The 17550-nt window shown below is 40.1% G+C and carries 11 protein-coding genes and 1 pseudogene; 10 read left to right on the plus strand and 2 right to left on the minus strand.

The annotated features are described in order from the left end of the window. The first annotated feature begins 574 nt into the window (after positions 1–574). The 4 genes from greA (at position 575) to BUB85_RS17940 (ending at position 4565) form a co-directional block, all read left to right on the plus strand. Positions 575–1054: a transcription elongation factor GreA gene (gene greA / locus BUB85_RS17925; protein ID WP_073112919.1), complete on the plus strand. Its 480-nt coding sequence runs from the start codon at positions 575–577 to the stop codon at positions 1052–1054. 160 nt (positions 1055–1214) lie between these two features. Further along, positions 1215–2717 carry a lysine--tRNA ligase gene (gene lysS, locus BUB85_RS17930; protein ID WP_073112920.1) on the plus strand — a complete coding sequence of 501 codons (1503 nt, stop codon included), beginning with the start codon at positions 1215–1217 and terminating at the stop codon, positions 2715–2717. A 256-nt stretch (positions 2718–2973) separates the two neighbouring features. Then, a complete protein-coding gene (locus BUB85_RS17935) occupies positions 2974–4371 on the plus strand; it encodes a zinc-ribbon domain-containing protein (RefSeq protein ID WP_073112921.1) in 1398 nt (465 codons plus the stop codon). 14 nt (positions 4372–4385) lie between these two features. Next, a complete protein-coding gene (locus tag BUB85_RS17940; protein WP_073112929.1) occupies positions 4386–4565 on the plus strand; it encodes a hypothetical protein in 180 nt (59 codons plus the stop codon). Positions 4566–4607: 42 nt separating this feature from the next. On the opposite strand, the gene BUB85_RS21820 is transcribed toward BUB85_RS17940, so the two are convergent. Together BUB85_RS21820 and BUB85_RS17950 are read right to left on the minus strand one after the other, a co-directional pair. Continuing rightward, the gene (locus BUB85_RS21820; protein ID WP_073112922.1) at positions 4608–5114 is read right to left on the minus strand and encodes a hypothetical protein; all 507 of its coding nucleotides are present in this window, start codon (positions 5112–5114) and stop codon (positions 4608–4610) included. A gap of 62 nt (positions 5115–5176) precedes the next feature. Beyond that, positions 5177–5542: an SdpI family protein gene (locus BUB85_RS17950; RefSeq protein WP_084534121.1), complete on the minus strand. Its 366-nt coding sequence runs from the start codon at positions 5540–5542 to the stop codon at positions 5177–5179. 619 nt (positions 5543–6161) lie between these two features. On the opposite strand from BUB85_RS17950, the gene BUB85_RS17955 reads away from it, so the two are divergent. From BUB85_RS17955 to BUB85_RS17985, 6 genes and pseudogenes are all read left to right on the plus strand, one after another. After that, a complete protein-coding gene (locus tag BUB85_RS17955; RefSeq protein WP_073112923.1) occupies positions 6162–6986 on the plus strand; it encodes a ParA family protein in 825 nt (274 codons plus the stop codon). Then, complete coding sequence (locus BUB85_RS17960) at positions 6943–7890, plus strand: ParB/RepB/Spo0J family partition protein (RefSeq protein ID WP_073112924.1); 948 nt, start codon at positions 6943–6945, stop codon at positions 7888–7890. Before BUB85_RS17955 ends, BUB85_RS17960 begins: the two co-directional genes overlap by 44 nt. 298 nt (positions 7891–8188) lie before the next feature. After that, positions 8189–12427 (plus strand): SpaA isopeptide-forming pilin-related protein, encoded by a 4239-nt coding sequence (locus tag BUB85_RS17965; protein WP_073112925.1) that lies wholly within the window; start codon positions 8189–8191, stop codon positions 12425–12427. A 70-nt stretch (positions 12428–12497) separates the two neighbouring features. Further along, on the plus strand, positions 12498–12815 hold the full coding sequence (locus BUB85_RS17970) for a hypothetical protein (protein ID WP_073112926.1): 318 nt from the start codon (positions 12498–12500) through the stop codon (positions 12813–12815). Between the two features lie 14 nt (positions 12816–12829). After that, positions 12830–13060, plus strand: coding sequence for a hypothetical protein (locus tag BUB85_RS17975; protein ID WP_073112927.1), 231 nt, complete (start codon positions 12830–12832; stop codon positions 13058–13060). A 16-nt stretch (positions 13061–13076) separates the two neighbouring features. Then, positions 13077–17456 (plus strand): annotated as a pseudogene (locus tag BUB85_RS17985) (Eco57I restriction-modification methylase domain-containing protein); the annotation flags it as partial. Between the last annotated feature and the right edge of the window lie 94 nt (positions 17457–17550).

Here is a 17550-nt window from a genome sequence, read left to right on the forward strand (position 1 = left end):
GATTGGCATTCAGACCACCTTCTTCCTTGTGTTTTATGTCTCCATTGTACTAAAAACTCAGGAAAAAAGCGAATTCACATAGATTCACCTATGGTGAAAATGACTGTGGATAAGTAATGTTTTTCAATGTTCAGTTGTTGTTAAATATATTCAAAAGCCATAGAATTTGGCTTTGAATCAGAGTTATTTGAAAGATTGAAAGAGTAATCCACAATGAATTAAATTATTCAATCACAAACAATTGGTTATCCACCAATTACCGAAATAATATCGCAAAACAGGTTTTAAAAATTCTCTGTTTTGTACAAAAATTAATTAGTTCCCCAAGGGGGTTCTGAACAGTTACGGATAAATTATAAAAAACAAGAACAATATTTAAGGGACGAGATGCATATAATACATTAAATACAATGGGCATTTAATTGGCGCCGGGCGTTAGTAAAATCTTGACATACAGGCACAATTTATGTATAATGTTGAGAGTTGTGAAGTCTGCTATTTGACTTACAGAGATGGTGATAAACAAGAGGTATTCTTGCAGACAATAGAAACATAATGAAAGGAAGCAAAGAACATGGAAGAAAAGAAAAGGTTACTTACCTACGCCGGACTAAAGGCGCTGGAGGACGAACTGGAGCACCTGAAGGTTGTCAAACGTAAAGAGGTTTCAGGAAAAATCAAAGAGGCAAGAGAGCAGGGCGACCTGTCTGAGAATGCAGAGTACGATGCAGCGAAAGACGAGCAGCGTGATATCGAAGCACGTATCGAAGAACTGGAAGGCATTCTCAAAAATGTAGAAGTTGTTGTAGAGGACGAAGTAGATTTCGATAAGGTCAATGTCGGATGTACAGTTCTGGTACACGATAAAGTATTCAGCGAGGACATCGAGTTCAAGCTTGTAGGTTCCACAGAGGCAAACAGCCTTAAGGGAAAAATTTCCAACGAGTCACCGGTAGGCAAGGCTCTGCTCGGCAAACAGGTGGATGATGTTGTAACAGTTGAGACCCAGGCGGGAATCATGGAATATAAGATACTGAAAATCGAACGTTCATAATTACGCATAAGCAGGCACAATTAGGGACAGGTCAAAATAGCAATTGGGGACAGGTCAAGCTTCAATTGGGGACGTAGCAAAGTGACACTTTGCTACGTCCCCAATTGAAAAAACAACCTGTCCCCCAATAAATGCGCAATTCAATAAAGGAGTGGACAAAGTGGCACAGCAGAATAATAAGAATGCACAGGAACCGGATCTGAATCAGCTAAGAAAGGTTCGCCGTGAAAAATTAGCTAATTTACAGGCAGAAGGGAATAACCCTTTTGAAATTATGAAATATGACCAGACTCATCACAGCCAGGAAATCAAGGACAACTATGATGAACTGGAAGGAAAAGAAGTGTCTATCGCAGGCCGTATCATGGCGAAACGTGTGATGGGAAAAGCTTCTTTCTGCAACGTACAGGATCTGCAGGGAAATATTCAGAGCTATGTGGCGAGAGACTCCATCGGTGAGGAAGAATACAAGGCATTCAAGAAGATGGATATCGGAGATATTGTCGGACTCAAGGGTGAAGTGTTTACCACGAAAATGGGAGAAATCTCTATTCATGCGTCCTCTGTAGTGCTGCTCTCCAAGAGTTTGCAGATTTTGCCGGAGAAGTTCCACGGACTGACTAACACAGATCTCCGCTATCGCCAGAGATATGTGGATTTGATCATGAATCCAGAAGCAAAAGAGACATTTGTAAAACGTTCACAGATTCTCAGTTCTATCCGCCGTTATCTGGACGGACAGGGCTTTATGGAAGTGGAAACCCCGATGTTGGTAGCCAATGCGGGCGGTGCAGCAGCACGTCCGTTTGAGACACATTTCAATGCTCTGGGCGAGGATCTGAAGCTTCGTATTTCTTTGGAATTATACCTGAAGAGACTGATTGTCGGTGGTATGGAGCGAGTATACGAGATCGGACGTGTGTTCCGTAACGAGGGCCTGGATACCAGACATAATCCTGAGTTCACACTGATGGAACTGTATCAGGCATATACCGATTACCACGGCATGATGGATCTGACAGAGAACATGTACCGTCACGTGGCACAGGAAGTTCTTGGAACTACCCAGATCGTATACAACGGTATCGAGATGGATCTTGGCAAGCCGTTTGAGCGAATCACCATGGTAGATGCAGTGAAGAAATACGCAGGCATCGACTGGAATGAGGTTCATACGGAAGAGGAAGCGAAAGCCCTCGCAAAAGAGAAACACATCGAGTTCGAGGACAGACATAAGAAGGGCGATATCCTGAATCTGTTCTTTGAAGAATTTGTTGAAGAGCATCTGGTGCAGCCGACATTTGTCATGGATCACCCGGTAGAAATCTCACCGTTGACCAAGAAGAAACCGGAGAATCCGGATTACGTAGAACGTTTTGAGTTCTTCATGAATGGCTGGGAGATGGCCAACGCTTACTCTGAGTTAAATGACCCGATTGATCAGAGAGAACGTTTCAAAGCGCAGGAAGAATTGCTCGCGCAGGGAGATGATGAGGCGAATACAACCGACGAAGATTTCCTGAATGCACTGGAAATCGGTATGCCGCCTACAGGCGGTATCGGATTCGGTATCGACAGAATGTGTATGCTGCTGACAGATGCGGCTGCGATTCGTGATGTGCTGCTGTTCCCTACAATGAAGTCCTTACCTAGCGATAAGTAGCGAAAACCCAGTGTTTATGCGGGGCTTCGAACTTGGCTATAAGGCGAAAAGTACCTATTTACCTCAAATTTACATCAAATGATGTAAAGATGTGTGCAAGGGTAACAAAATCGCATAATTATTAAATATTAGACCTTGAGAGAGCAAAATCTTTCAGGGTCTTTTTTCGTTGTGGACATTACATAATCATCGCAAACTACCGAGAACTCCACTTTTTTCTTATACTATCCATATCAAAGGAGGAAGGAGTTTTGCTATGGATAATAGTTTTGCGAAAATACATCCTGAGCTGATTTCTGAATGGTCGGATAAAAATCTTCCAGTCACAGCAGATATGGTTACATATGGTTCTAATAAGCTGATGTGGTGGAAAGGAAAATGTGGACACGAGTGGCAGACGAGTATAAAAGCTCGCTCCAAAGGAGAAGGTTGTCCTATCTGTTCAGGAGCTAGAGCAGTAGAGGGTATCAATGATTTAACTACATTATGTCCAGAGCTTGCAGCAGAATGGTCAGATAAAAATAAAGAATTAAGACCTACGATGGTGACGATTGGTTCAAGTAAAAAAGTGATATGGAAAGGGAAATGCGGTCACGAATGGACTGCCACTGTAAAGAGCAGGGCGATTAGCCAATCAGGATGCCCTTATTGCAGCCATAATGAAGTTCTAACGGGGTTTAACGACCTTGCCACCCTCTTACCCCATCTTGCAGAAGAATGGTCTGAAAAGAACTCTCCACTCTTGCCCACAAAGGTTGGAGCATTTGCTAATCGGAAAGTATGGTGGAAATGTAAGGAGTGTGGCAATGAATGGAACACTTTAATCTCCACACGCTCTGGTGGTAGTAAATGCCCCTATTGTAGCGGTCTGATTCTACTCAAGGGATTTAATGATTTTTCGACTACCCATCCACAGCTTGCAGAAGAGTGGTCGGAGCGTAATTACCCATTGAAGCCGGATATGATAAATGCAAAATCACGAAAGAATGTCTGGTGGAAATGTAAGGAATGTGGATATGAATGGAAAGCAGTTGTATATTCCAGGGTAAAAGGAAGTGAATGTCCTGTATGCGCCGATAGAGCAGTTTTATCTGGGTATAATGATTTGGCAGCCACTGACCCTCATTTACTTGCAGAGTGGGATTATGAAAAGAATAAAGCAGTACTGCCGACTGAAATTTCAAGAAGTTCAATGAAAATAGTATGGTGGAAATGTTCGCTAGGCCATTCGTGGAGAGGGAGAATCTCTGACCGAACGATTGAGCAAAAGGGATGTAAGATTTGCGAAGAAGAATATTTGGGCGTATTACCGAGATTGCTTGTAATGTTCTATGCTAAGATGAAAAATCTAAGAGTTATCACAGACGATGATAGAGTAATAGGTATTCCTCTTGAGATGTACATAAAAGAAGAAAAGATAGCTATTGAGACTAATGAAGAACCTGAAAAAATGGTGGCTCTAAAAGAACATCTCTGTTCCAAACGTGAAATCAAACTGATGAGAGTTCCATATAAAATGGGAATGGACGAAGTAGCATATGCAGGAAAAATCAAGAAAGCATTTCGCAGCAATTATGTTTTTATTACTTCAGACGAGGAAGAAGATGTGCTGTTTATTCGACAGAGATTCTTTGAATGGAGAAGGTCAAAGTAAAGGAGGAAATTGGAATGAGGAAGAAAAAATATCATATTTATCTGGATGAAGGCGAATATAGGCAGGTCATAGAATCGGTCATCGATTTGAGGAATCACCTGATTGAGCAGGAGAAATACACTGATTTGGCAGATGAAGTGCTTGATAAATTGCTCAATGCCAAGATAAAGAAAATGAAAATAAAATATGTATAAGCCGAAGAAGAACCTCCAGCAGATTTTGCTGGAGGTTTTTCGTTATGGTCCTAGCGACGAACTGGGATTTTCCAATATCAATGTTGGGTCAGCTCCAAACCATGTTTGCAAATCATTCTCTTCATTTACTCTGTTAATCCATGCTATTCCAAAAATATATCTGTCTGTTGTAGTTTCGGCAAGAATAATATATTTAGCACCATTTTCAGTATATTCATTATCATAATCATATGTTGTTGATATGCGAGAGCCATCTGAGAAATATCCTGACTCTCCTTCCATACCTATTGACAACTTGTATGATTTTGCATAGAAACTTTTTAATTCCAAGCTTTCACCAGATTCTATACTATCATTCTCTGATGGCAAATAGTTATTTATAAAGCAGGTGATTTCATGCTTTTTTCCGTCAGGAACGAATGAAATACATATATAATATCTTCCATCTAAATCCTTGCAAGTCTTATCACAAATAGCACTGATGGCATTATATGAAATCGACTTATTATCAATTTGTAGTATAATATCGCCCAAAGGAGTTTTAAGCATAATAGGATGTCCTTTCTTATAAATTCAAAGTTATTGTGATTGTTCTACAAGCTGCAATCTGTCTATTTCTTTGCACCTGTTTTGGTAAAATGTTTATGCAGCAAGAACTCTGTCGGAATGATTGTAATTGCCATAACGCCTAATTGAATAAATACTAAATAAGTGACAATCATTTCAAAATCCATACTATTTCTCACAATCATTAAAATGCAAATTGTGATGACTGCGAGCATTATTCCCAAGACAAGATTTATCATTCCCCAATAGTGATGAGCAGTTTTCCATGTATCATCATTTAATCTCGACATAGTAGTTCGATATCCAGAAACGCCTTGCCTGTCTTTTGGTGGATTTTCTTTCCACTTAACTCCCAATAAAATCATTGATAATGGAACTAATAATGAACAAATACACAAAAATATAAACATAATTCCACCTCCTCCAACTTCTCGTTTGTCTTTCACTTGTTTCCAATTATACTACGAGAACCTAAAAAATTCTATCCATCATTTATTCCATCTCATCCAGAGCAAGCGATTTTCTGCTGTGATTTTCGACCTCAATAAAAACTTTTTGAAATTTTTCAAGAAATTTTTCGAAAATAGGTTGTCATTTCGGTTTTCAATTCCAAACAAGTGAAGGGGTTCATATTCAAAGACATTTTGAAAGCCTCCTTCACTTGTTCTTTGACAACTGAATACACATTCACTAAGACGTTAGTTCTGATGATTTAAGCCAATTTATGTGGTACGCCAAGAGCTTCCCATTGGGAAATAAGCGAGAATTCCACCTATGAGTATCGGGTTGCCCCTGATATGGCGATGACAGTCAGAATGATAATGATACTTCTCTACGGAGCTGGCGAAGAACTCGGCAGAGGTTTGATTCCTATGAGGCAGATTCGCAATCTGCTGCTTAGTGATTTCCCTATCAGGGGGTGTTGAGAACAAATACTGATAATAGAAATATCACAGCCGATTCATTTCGGCTGTCTACATAGTCACAATCTATGTGGCTATTAAATCCAAAGAAAGGAGAACACACGAAGTGTCAAATTGTAAAACAATTTCCATCTGTAACCAGAAAGGTGGAGTGACCAAGACCACTACAACAGTGAATCTAGGCATTGGACTTGCAATGCAGGGAAAGAAAGTATTGCTTGTGGACGCAGACCCTCAGGGGGATTTGACCACTTGTCTTGGGTGGCAGAATACGGACAACTTGGGTATCGCACTTGCAACAAAATTATCAGATGTAATGAATGAGACGATGAATGACCCAATGAAAGGTATTCTACACCACGAGGAAGGTGTTGACTTAATGCCAGCAAATCTTGAATTATCGGCAATGGAGTTCAATCTTATGAATGCGATGAGCAGAGAGACGACGCTAAGGAATTACCTAATGCAGGTGAAGGAGAATTACGAATATATTCTCATTGACTGTATGCCATCACTTGGGATGATAACGTTAAATGCATTGTCTGCTTCGAATGAAGTAATCATTCCCGTTCAAGCACAATATTTGCCCGCAAAAGGGATGACCCAGTTGGTAAGTACCATTTCCAAAGTGAAGAAGTATATCAATCCGAATCTTAAAATTGATGGGATACTTCTAACACTGGTGGATAACCGCACCAACCTTGCACGAAGCACAGTAGAAGCACTCAGGAACAATTTTGGGAATCAGATAAGAATGTATCGAACTCAGATACCAATTGCTGTAAAAGCGGCTGAAACTTCGTCGAAAGGCAAAAGTATTTATGCTTATGAACCAAAGAGTACGGTGGCGAGAGCCTACACGGATTTCACAAAGGAGGTGTTAGCAGATGGCAGGAAGAAAGAGCGACTTCACACTCACGACGCTCGATGATTTATTCACAACGCAAGAGATGAGAGATGAAGGGAAAGTAGCGAAAATCAGAGATATTCCAATCAGTGAAATTGATGAATTTCCAGACCATCCATTTAAGGTACGAGACGATGAAGATATGCTAAACCTTGTGGAGAGTATTAAGGAACGGGGAGTAATTACCCCGGCAACTGTCAGAGAAAAAGAAGATGGTAGATTTGAACTTGTATCAGGGCATCGCAGAAAGAGAGCCTGCGAAATTGCCGGAATTGAAACTTTGCGAAGTGAGGTAGTTGATTTAAGCAGAGATGAAGCAACCATATTGATGGTAGAGAGTAATTATCAAAGGTCTCAGATACTTCCGTCAGAAAAAGCATTTGCCTATAAAATGCGTTTAGATGCGATGAAAAGACAAGCAGGTAGACCGAGTAAAAATAATTCGGACCCAGTGGGACCGAATTTAGTAGGCATTCGTTCCAATGAAGAATTATCAGATGAGACTGGCGATAGCACATCACAAATCAAACGTTATATCCGCCTCACCAACCTTGTCCCAGAGCTTCTTGAATTTGTTGATGAGGGCAAGATTAAAATGCGCCCAGCGGTTGAATTATCGTATCTTGATGAAGATTGTCAGCGGGACATTGTAGACGAAATTGATTTAAGTGAGTCTACCCCTTCCCACGCACAGGCTATCCGTATGAGAGAGTTTGCAAATGATGGAAAACTCACAACAGAGGTTATTCAAGCCATTATGGGTGAGGAGAAGCCGAATCAAAAAGAGAAAATTGTTCTAAGAGGTGACAGAGTAAGAAATCTTATTCCGAAGAATGTTCCAGTAAGCCAGACGGAGGATTTTGTGTGTAAGGCACTGGAGCATTATAACAAGTTCTTGCGTAATCGTGCGGATAGGGATTCCAGATGATTCTGGTTCCCCCTTTCTCACACTCTAACCCCTAGATACTAACAGTAAGATATTTACTATCCGTAATATATAGTATCTCTCTTATATGTATCTATCTCTTTATATATAACAGTCTCATAAAGGCAGAGTTGGAGCGAATGGATTTCTCTGGTACGATAAAAGATTTATCACAGTATCATAGGCTTCTTCGCCTACGAAAAAGAAGAAAAGCCAATAGGCAAAGAAAACAACGAAATATTGATGAATGGGGCGCACTGAAGAATGGTGCGTTTCTTTTGATTTAAGGAGGTCAACAAGAATGACAAAAGGAAAGTTAAAAAGATTTATGTCACTTGCTATGGCTACTCTCATAGGTTTATCGACCTTTGCAGGTGCAAGTACCACTGCATTTGCTGCTACGGGAGAGCGAGCAAGTATCTATATGATTGACTACCCACGTTCAGGAGATGCGAATAATAATGGACAGTGGGGACACAGCAACCTAACCTTTATGAATGGGTCACATAGTGGCTCATCCGGTTATACCGATTTGAAAGCGATAGGCTCTTATTCGGGTAATGTTGCTTATTGTATTGAACCCGGAGTATCACTGAATCCGGGGGATACGATGACAGAAAAGAATGAAAACTATTTTAATAACCTGAGTGGGAATCAATCACTTTCGGGTGGTGAGATAAAGCAGTTTATTGGTCGTGTTCTCACCTATGGTTATCGAGGCGGAATCAGTCTGGATTGGAAGTCACAGAATGATGGAGAAGCCAATGCCATTGCACACGCTTATGCGACGCAGATTCTTATCTGGGAAACCATTGTAGGAGAGAGAAATGCTTCATTTGGACACGTTACCCCTAGTGGATGTAATGCGGTCTTAGACGTTGTAAAATCAGGCCATCCACTGAGAAGCAAGATTCTTAGCTACTACAACAGTATGGTTGCGAGTGTACAGAATCACACAAAAGTACCTAGCTTTTGTACGAAGGCTTCTAGTTCAGCAAAAGTCAATGAACTGGAATGGAACGGAAGCAAATATGTAGCAACCCTTACGGACAGTAATGGGGTGCTTGGTAGTTATAGTTTTACAGCAAATGTAGATGGCGTCACTTTTTCTACAAGTGGAAATAAGCTAACTATTTCAATGACAAAAGCTCCTAGTAAGGAATTTACCATTACTGCTACGAAGAGCAATGCAAAAAGGAGAGGTGTTGTTGTATGGTCTGATGGCAATGTGGGTGGAGGATTGCAAGATGTAGCCAGCTATTCGCAGGAAGTCAGCGACCCAGTCAGTGGTTATGTGAAAGCAAAAGTAAGCTATGGTTCTTGTGCCATTGAAAAGACCAGTGAAGATGGAAAAGTGGATGGAATTCAATTTACGATTGTCGGAGAAGGTGTCAATAAAACAGTGACTACTGCTAATGGCGGTAAGTTCCAGCTTGATAATCTGCTTCCCGGCATTTACACAGTCACAGAACAAAGCATTGATAAGTATGAGCCACAGAACACGCAGAGAGTTACCGTTGTGGCAGGTCAGGTATCAAAAGTAAACTTTAATAATAAGCTGAAACGAGGAACACTTAAAGTTGTAAAATCATCGGAAGATAATCTTGTAGAAGGTGTAAAATTCAAGCTTTCTGGAAAGTCCTTGTCTGGTGCAGATGTAAGTATGTTTGCAGTTACAGATAAAAATGGCGTAGCGACCTTTGAGAATGTTCTGATTAGTGGAACAACTCCATATACAGTGGAAGAGGTGGATACTGCCATTCGTTATGTAGTTCCGAAGAACCAGACTGCTCCTATCAAGTGGAAAGAGGTTACAACTCGTGATTTTAGCAATATCCTTAAAAAGTTCGCTGTCACAGTGACAAAGAGCGATAAGGAAAAAGGTCTGCCACAGGGGAATGCAACCCTTGCAGGCGCAGTGTATGGAATTTACAAAGGAGAAACACTGGTAGATACCTATACAACCGACAAAGACGGACAATTTGCGACAAAAGAATATGTATGTGATTCCGACTGGACAATAAGAGAAATTACGCCATCAGAAGGATATTTACTGGACAAGACCATTCATAAAGTTGGGGCAGAGCCGAAACTATTTGAAATTGAGCATAATCTTGTAGCGAACGATGTAGTAGAGCAGGTCATCAAAGGAAATGTTGCTATTATCAAACATACAGATAATGGCGAAACGCAGATTGAAACTCCAGAAAAAGGAGCAAAATTTGAAATCTATCTGAAGTCAGCAGGCAGCTACGATAATGCAAATGCTGACGAGAAAGATACGATGGAATGTGATGAAAACGGATTCGCTCAGACAAAGAATATGCCTTATGGCGTCTATACAGTTCATCAGACTTCTGGATGGGAAGGCAGAGAGCTTATGAAAGACTTTGATGTGTTCATTGCACAGAATGGTCAGACGTACCGCTATATCATCAATAATAGAAACTTCGAGAGCTTCATTAAGGTGGTAAAAGTGGATGCAGAGAGTGGAAAGAACATTCCATATGCAGGGGCAGGATTTGAGATTTATGACCCAGATGGAAATAAGGTATCAATGACATTTACCTATCCAACGCCTACAACCATTGACACATTCTACACCGATGCAGAAGGAACACTTGTAACGCCGCAAAAGCTGGAATATGGCAAAGGATATTCTCTGGTAGAAGTACAAGCACCATACGGATATGTGTTAGACAAAACACCAGTATTATTTGATGTGACGGAAGATAATTCATCTGAGGAAGGTGGCATTCAATTGGTGAAGGTTGAAAAGCCAAATATGGCACAGAAAGGTAAGATTACGGTGGAAAAGAGTGGAGAAGTTTTCTTCGGTGTGAATGTATCAGGAGATGAAAACAGCGAAGTGATTTATCAGCCTGTTTACAAGGTCGAGGGACTGGAAGGGGCAGTATATGAGATAAAAGCACTGGAAGATGTAATTACTCCGGATGGAACACTTAGATACGAGAAGGGACAGCTTGTGGATACGATTACAACTACGAAAGATGGAAATGTGAAGAGCAAAGAATTGTATCTTGGCAAATATGAAGTAACAGAAGTAAAAGCACCATATGGAATGACCATTAACGGAGAAGCTCATAATGTGGAACTTACTTATGCAGGTCAGGAAATAGCTGTAACAGAAACAGCAACCAGCTTTTATAATGAGCGTCAGAAAGTGGAAATCAGTCTTGCTAAAATTCTGGAGCAGAATGAAAATTACAACATTGGTATGAATGATGAAATCAAAAATATCAGCTTCGGTTTATATGCTGAAAAAGAATTGGTATCATCCAGTGGAACAGTGATTCCGGCAGATGGTCTGATTGAAATGATTACTCTGTCAGAGGATGGAACAGCAAAGGTTCTTATCGACTTGCCATTTGGAAGCTACTATGTTAAAGAAATTGCCACAGACGAGCATTATATACTTAGCGAGGATAAATTCCCGGTAGAATTTGAATATGCAGGTCAGGACACTGCTCTTGTAAAGCTTGCTGTCAATGATGGGAAGCCAATAGAGAATAAACTGCTCTATGGCAGCGTATCAGGACTCAAACTTGATGAAAATGGCAAAGAGCTGGAAGGTGCTGTCATTGGAATTTTCAAGGTAGGAGAAACGGAATTTACAAAAGAGAATGCGATTAAGACGACTACCTCAGGAAAAGATGGTAGTTTTTCTTTTAAGAAGATTCCGTTTGGAAACTGGATTGTGAGAGAAATTAAGCAGCCGGAGGGATTTGTCTTAGATGATACTTGCTATGAAGTGAATATCAGTGAAAATGAGCAAATCATTGAAGTGAAAATTGTCAATGAATATGTATTTGGAAACATCAAGCTTACGAAGGTAGACGCTGATTATTCAGACAATAAGCTGACGGGTGCAACCTTTGAAGTATACAAAGATGTCAATGGAGATGGAAAGCTGGATAAAGGCGATGAGCTTATCGGTACTCTTGATGAGAAAAGCGTTGGCATCTATGAGAAAAAAGACCTTTCATATGGAAAATATCTTGTGAAAGAGACAAAAGCACCGGAAGGATTTGTCCTTGATACTGCCGAGTATAGTGTTTTTATCGAGAAAGATGAGACAACTTATGATATTGAAAATGAGGTAGGTGTTGGCTTTATCAATGAAGCGATGAAAGGAACACTGAAAATTGTTAAGACATCATCCGATGGTAAGGTGGAAGGTTTTACTTTCAGAGTGACTGGAGTTGATGGCTATGATAGAACCTTTACCACAGATAAAGATGGAAACATCACAGTGGAAGGTCTTAGAATCGGAGAATATAAAATCTCAGAAGTGCAGGACAACGTATCTGTTGGATATATCTTACCAGATGATAAGACAATTACTATCGAGTATGAGAAAACAACGGAGGTCAAAATGCACAATATCATTCGTGAAACACCAAAAACAGGAGATGACAGCAGAACCACATTGTGGATTGCACTAGCGGGAATTTCTGCGTTAGGTCTTGGGATTACGACTGGAATTTATCGCAGAAAGAAAAAGAAAACAGAGAAATAAAAGAATCAAATAGAAAGAGTTATGGGGCGAAGCTAACCACTTCGCCCTTATTTTATGGAAGGAGGTCCGTATGAATAATCCAAGAACCATTGAAGAAGTAGTTACTTTCGTTTTAGAAAAAAGTACAGATGCTCGTAATGATGATATGAAGCTTTATCTCTTAGTTTGCGATGAAGTCAATTCCATTGTCGGGAGTAAAAATATAGGAAATATCCCTTTCGCAGTTATTATGAATAACTACAAGGAATTAAACTTGCCACATTTTGAGAGTGTTCGCAGGTCAAGAGCAAAGATACAGTCCAAGCATCCAGAACTTGCAGGAGACCCAGAATGCAGAAAAAGCAGAAAGCAACTGGAAGGACTGTATAAAACATATGCAAAAAGTTAGGAGAGCAGACACTTATGACAAATGATATTACAATGCAGCAGAAAATAAAAGTAATCAGCAAGTTGGTGGATAATGGCTGTGATACTGAGAAAAAATTGGCGAAACTTGATATGCCAAGTATTCTGAATATCAAAGGAATCAGCATTCTGGATATGAATATTATTATGAAATTGCAGGAGACCACCAAAAGTGGAAAATTATTTTCTTATCTTGCAAATGGAAACGATGAAATAACGAGAGAGTAAAGGAGGCGAAGTCTAAATGGCTAGAAAATATGATTTGATATCAGAGCTATATGAGAGAACCTGCTTTGCGATGACGGATAATCCCGTCAACTGGCAAAACTTTCTGAAAACAGCGGGAAGGAACTTCCGGCTTCGCTTTGATGAGCAGCTTCTTTTATATGCCCAGCGACCAGAAGCAACCGCAGTTCTTGAAATTGAGAAATGGAATCGAACCTTTGGAAGATGGGTGAATAAAGGCGCAACTGGCATTGCGGTATTTGAAGAATTTGGGGGAAAACGTCAGCGGTTGACTCATTATTTTGATATATCGGATACCCATTCCAGCAGATATGCAAGACCAGTTCCTATTTGGGAAATGGAAAAGCAGCACGAACAAGATGTGATGGAAACACTAGAAAATACCTTTGGTGTTGCGCACAATGATGCAGATTTGGCGAAGGTTATTATGGATAGTGTAAGCAATGCGGTGGATGACAATATAGCAGATTATCTTTCGGATTTTAATGACATTATTGCAGGAAGTGATATGGAATATTTGCCTGAAAATGAAAGAGAAGCAATGTATGTCAGCTTGGTAAAAAATAGTGTCGCCTATATGATGATGGCGAGACTTGGTATTGAAACGAAGAACTACTATTCAGTAAATGACTTCAATTTTATCAAGAAATTTAATTCCCAGGATACCCTTAATGCAGTTGGCTTTGCGACCAGTGATATAGCCGAAATGGGACTTATGCCTGTTAGCAGAACCATCAATGCTTACACAAAAGAAAATCGCACAATTGATAGGAATCGTCAATCTGATTACAATAAAGACAATCAAAAGATAGAAAGGGACGTTGATAATGAAACAGATAGAATACACGATGGTGGGAGATTACAATCTGCCGAATCTGACACTTCCAGAACAGCCGGAAGTGATACTGGGGAGGTGGTCGCAGATGAGAAGAACTTATCTAAAGAACAACCACAAAATCCAGTATTACAATCTTCTGACGAAAGGCAAAATGACCGAACATCTGGCAGAGATACAGACCAGAGCAATGGAGCTGGAGGAATCGTTAGTGAAGAAAATGTCAGCAGAGATGGGACTGACAGAGGAACTGAAAGCAAAAGATATGATGAAGTGGGTACAAATGACGAACAATCTTCGTCACTCGGTTCAGGAAATCGTGAAGGAGCAAGTGATTTACGCTTAGACGAAAAACCATTACCATCTGTAAATGAACAGTTAGAATTATTTGAGAGAGCAGAGGAGAACACAGCCTCTGCTTTTTCAGTGCCACAAGAAGTCATAGACGCTACTATAAAAAGTGGTTCTGGTTTTGTAAATGGGAAAATGCGAATCTATGAGCAGTTTCAAAAGAGTTTTTCCTCAAAAGAAAATGCAAAATTTCTAAAGAATGAGTATGGTATAGGCGGTTCTTCCAGTGCAGGAGGATATAACGAATATGGTCAGGACCATAATGCCAAAGGAGTTAAAATTTACAAAGGATATGCTGCGGACAGACCGGAAATTTTATTTAGCTGGACAATGGTCGCTAATCGAATTGAGGAACTTATTTCTGCGGACAGATATTTAAATGATAAAGAAAAAGAAAATTATCCTATATGGCTTGAAGCAGAGGAAGTCAAAAGAACCGAGATACAGGAATATAATCAGAATCGTGCAATTCTAAATACAGCACCACCAATGGAAGTTCCAGAAGAACTTGACGTAGAGGAAAAGGTGGAAATAAAACCTGATACCACCTCAGAATATGAATATCATCTTGGAGATGTAGTCTATATTGGTAGTGAGAAATACGAAATATTGTCCTTTGATAATGCGAGAGTTATGCTTTATGACTATGAGATGCCACTGTTTAATAAGGAGTTCGCAAGGGAAGATTTTGACCGTAAGGTAAGAGAAAACCCATTGAACGATTTTCTGATTGTAACTGAGAAAGAACTAGAGGAAGAGCCAGACCTTTCAGAGCGTCTTGTGGAGTTTATCAAAGACTATGACTATTATAATTATCAAGACAATCTTGATGTTGATTCTGTTGATGAAGTCAGAGATAGACTTGCAGACAGCGATTATGTAGCAGGCATCGCAGCGTTTATGAACGAGGAACTGGATGATTTAGATAGAGAAAGTGGCGACAGAGCTACGATTGAGAAGCTTCTTTCAGATTTGAAGCCATATATGAAATTGGAAGATGTCAAAACCAATATGGGTACAATGCCGAAAGAAGACTATCAGGAAATAGTTGCTCAGCAGAATGGATTTGATAGCTACGAAGATATGAAGTTACAGGGATTTTCAATTTCTGATGGTAGTGAGAAAGAAGTGGAATCTGAGTCTGCTACGCCGCTTGTTCCCGCTTGGGAAAAGAAAAAGCCTTCTAAGGTAAAGAGCTTCGACTTGCATCCAGACATTCCAATGCGTGAACGACACATCTTTGATTTGAAAAATCATCCGGTAGAGGAAGTTTCTAAGAAAGAGCGTTTCCGTAGAAATATTATGGCGATTCAGCTTTTGAAAAAGTGTGAGAGTGAGAATAGATTTGCAACACCCGAAGAACAGGAGATTTTGTCGAAATATGTCGGATGGGGTGGAATCCCAGAAGCATTTGACGATAGTAACTCTGCTTGGGGAACAGAATACCTTGAATTAAAAACAGTTCTTACACCAGAAGAATATACTGCTGCGAGAGAAAGTACCTTAACTGCGTTTTATACGCCACCTGCTGTAAGCAGTGCAATATACAAGGCAATGGAGCAGATGGGATTTAAAGAAGGAAATTTATTAGAGCCTTCGTGTGGTATCGGAAATTTTATTGGTATGTTACCAGAAACAATGGCAGAAACAAAGATTTATGGAGTGGAATTAGATGAGGTATCCGCAGGAATTGCACAGCAGCTTTATCAAAAATCATCCATTGCAGCACAAGGTTTTGAGGAAGTCAATGTACCTGATAGTTTCTTTGATGGAGTCATTGGTAATGTTCCATTCGGAGATTTTAAGGTCTTGGACAAGCGATATGATAAGCATAACTTCCTTATTCACGATTATTTTTTTGCAAAATCATTGGACAAACTTCGCCCCGGAGGAGTGATGGCTCTTGTTACCAGCAAGGGGACAATGGATAAGGAAAACAGCAAAGTGCGAAAGTATATTGCACAAAGAGCAGAACTTCTTGGAGCGGTCAGACTGCCCAATAACACATTTAAGGGTAATGCAGGGACAGAGGTTGTATCTGATATTCTGTTCTTACAGAAGAGGGACAGGCTGATTGATATTGAGCCTGACTGGGTACACCTTGATACCAGTGAAGATGGAATCAGAATGAATTCATATTTCGTATCACATCCAGAAATGATACTTGGCGAGATGAAAATGGTATCTGGTCGGTTTGGAATGGAGGCTACTTGTGAGACTTATGAGAATGCTGACCTTGAAAATCAACTGGAAGAAGCAGTACAAAATATTCACGCAGAGATAGTAGAGTTCGAACCGGAAGATGAGCTGGAGGAAGACAATTCCATTCCAGCAGATGTAGATGTACGAAACTTTTCTTACACAGTTCTTGAAGATACTATCTACTTTAGAGAAAATTCAAGAATGAGTCCAGTTGAAGTATCTGCAACAGCACAAAACAGAATCAAGGGTATGATTGGCATTCGTGAAGCAGTCAGAACGCTGATAGAAATGCAAACTGAGGATTACCCTGATAGTGATATAAAGACAGCACAGGAGACGTTAAATAGCCGCTATGATGCCTATACGAAAAAGTATGGACTCATCAACAGCAGGGCAAACACTTCTGTATTTGGAGATGACAGTTCCTACTCTTTGTTGTCGGCATTGGAAATCATAAATGAGAATGGCGAGCTGGAACGCAAGGCAGATATGTTCTATAAACGTACCATCAAACCACATACTCCGGTAACAGAAGTAGATACCGCAAGCGAAGCGTTAGCTGTGTCGATGGGAGAAAAGGCCTGCATTGATATGGAATATATGCAGCAGCTTATGGGCAAGTCAGAAGAGGAAATATTTAATGACCTAAAAGGTGCAATCTTCTTAAATCCGATGTATGGATATTCGGATTCAAGTGAACGAAAATATGTGATGGCAGATGAATATTTGTCAGGTAATGTCAGAGAAAAACTAGAGGTTGCGAGAAGAACCGCCCAGCTTTATCCAGAAGATTATCGAACCAATGTAGAAGCACTGGAGAAAGTACAACCGAAAGAATTAACTGCAAGTGAGATTTTTGTCCGTCTGGGTGCCACTTGGCTTCCCCCTGAAATCGTACAGCAATATATCTTTGAATTTTTGGAAACACCAAGATATGCCCAATGGAATATCAAGGTACACTTCTCACCATTTACGAGTGAATGGAATATTGTTGTTTTGCACATTAGATGAAGCTTCTTCTGTCAAATTAAATGAGGGTGTTCTTGCTTAGGTTGGAAGATACAAAGCGGATTCTTTGCAGTTG

Origin of the sequence: Hespellia stercorisuis DSM 15480 (genome assembly GCF_900142165.1) — a bacterium.
Classification (GTDB): domain Bacteria; phylum Bacillota; class Clostridia; order Lachnospirales; family Lachnospiraceae; genus Hespellia; species Hespellia stercorisuis.

Coding starts and splice junctions, on each gene's coding strand:
- greA (WP_073112919.1), top strand. CDS start 575: ATGGAAGAAAAGAAAAGGTTACTTACCTACGCCGGACTAAAGGCGCTG.
- BUB85_RS17935 (WP_073112921.1), top strand. CDS start 2,974: ATGGATAATAGTTTTGCGAAAATACATCCTGAGCTGATTTCTGAATGG.
- BUB85_RS17940 (WP_073112929.1), top strand. CDS start 4,386: ATGAGGAAGAAAAAATATCATATTTATCTGGATGAAGGCGAATATAGG.
- BUB85_RS21820 (WP_073112922.1), bottom strand. CDS start 5,114: ATGCTTAAAACTCCTTTGGGCGATATTATACTACAAATTGATAATAAG.
- BUB85_RS17950 (WP_084534121.1), bottom strand. CDS start 5,542: ATGTTTATATTTTTGTGTATTTGTTCATTATTAGTTCCATTATCAATG.
- BUB85_RS17960 (WP_073112924.1), top strand. CDS start 6,943: ATGGCAGGAAGAAAGAGCGACTTCACACTCACGACGCTCGATGATTTA.
- BUB85_RS17965 (WP_073112925.1), top strand. CDS start 8,189: ATGACAAAAGGAAAGTTAAAAAGATTTATGTCACTTGCTATGGCTACT.
- BUB85_RS17970 (WP_073112926.1), top strand. CDS start 12,498: ATGAATAATCCAAGAACCATTGAAGAAGTAGTTACTTTCGTTTTAGAA.
- BUB85_RS17975 (WP_073112927.1), top strand. CDS start 12,830: ATGACAAATGATATTACAATGCAGCAGAAAATAAAAGTAATCAGCAAG.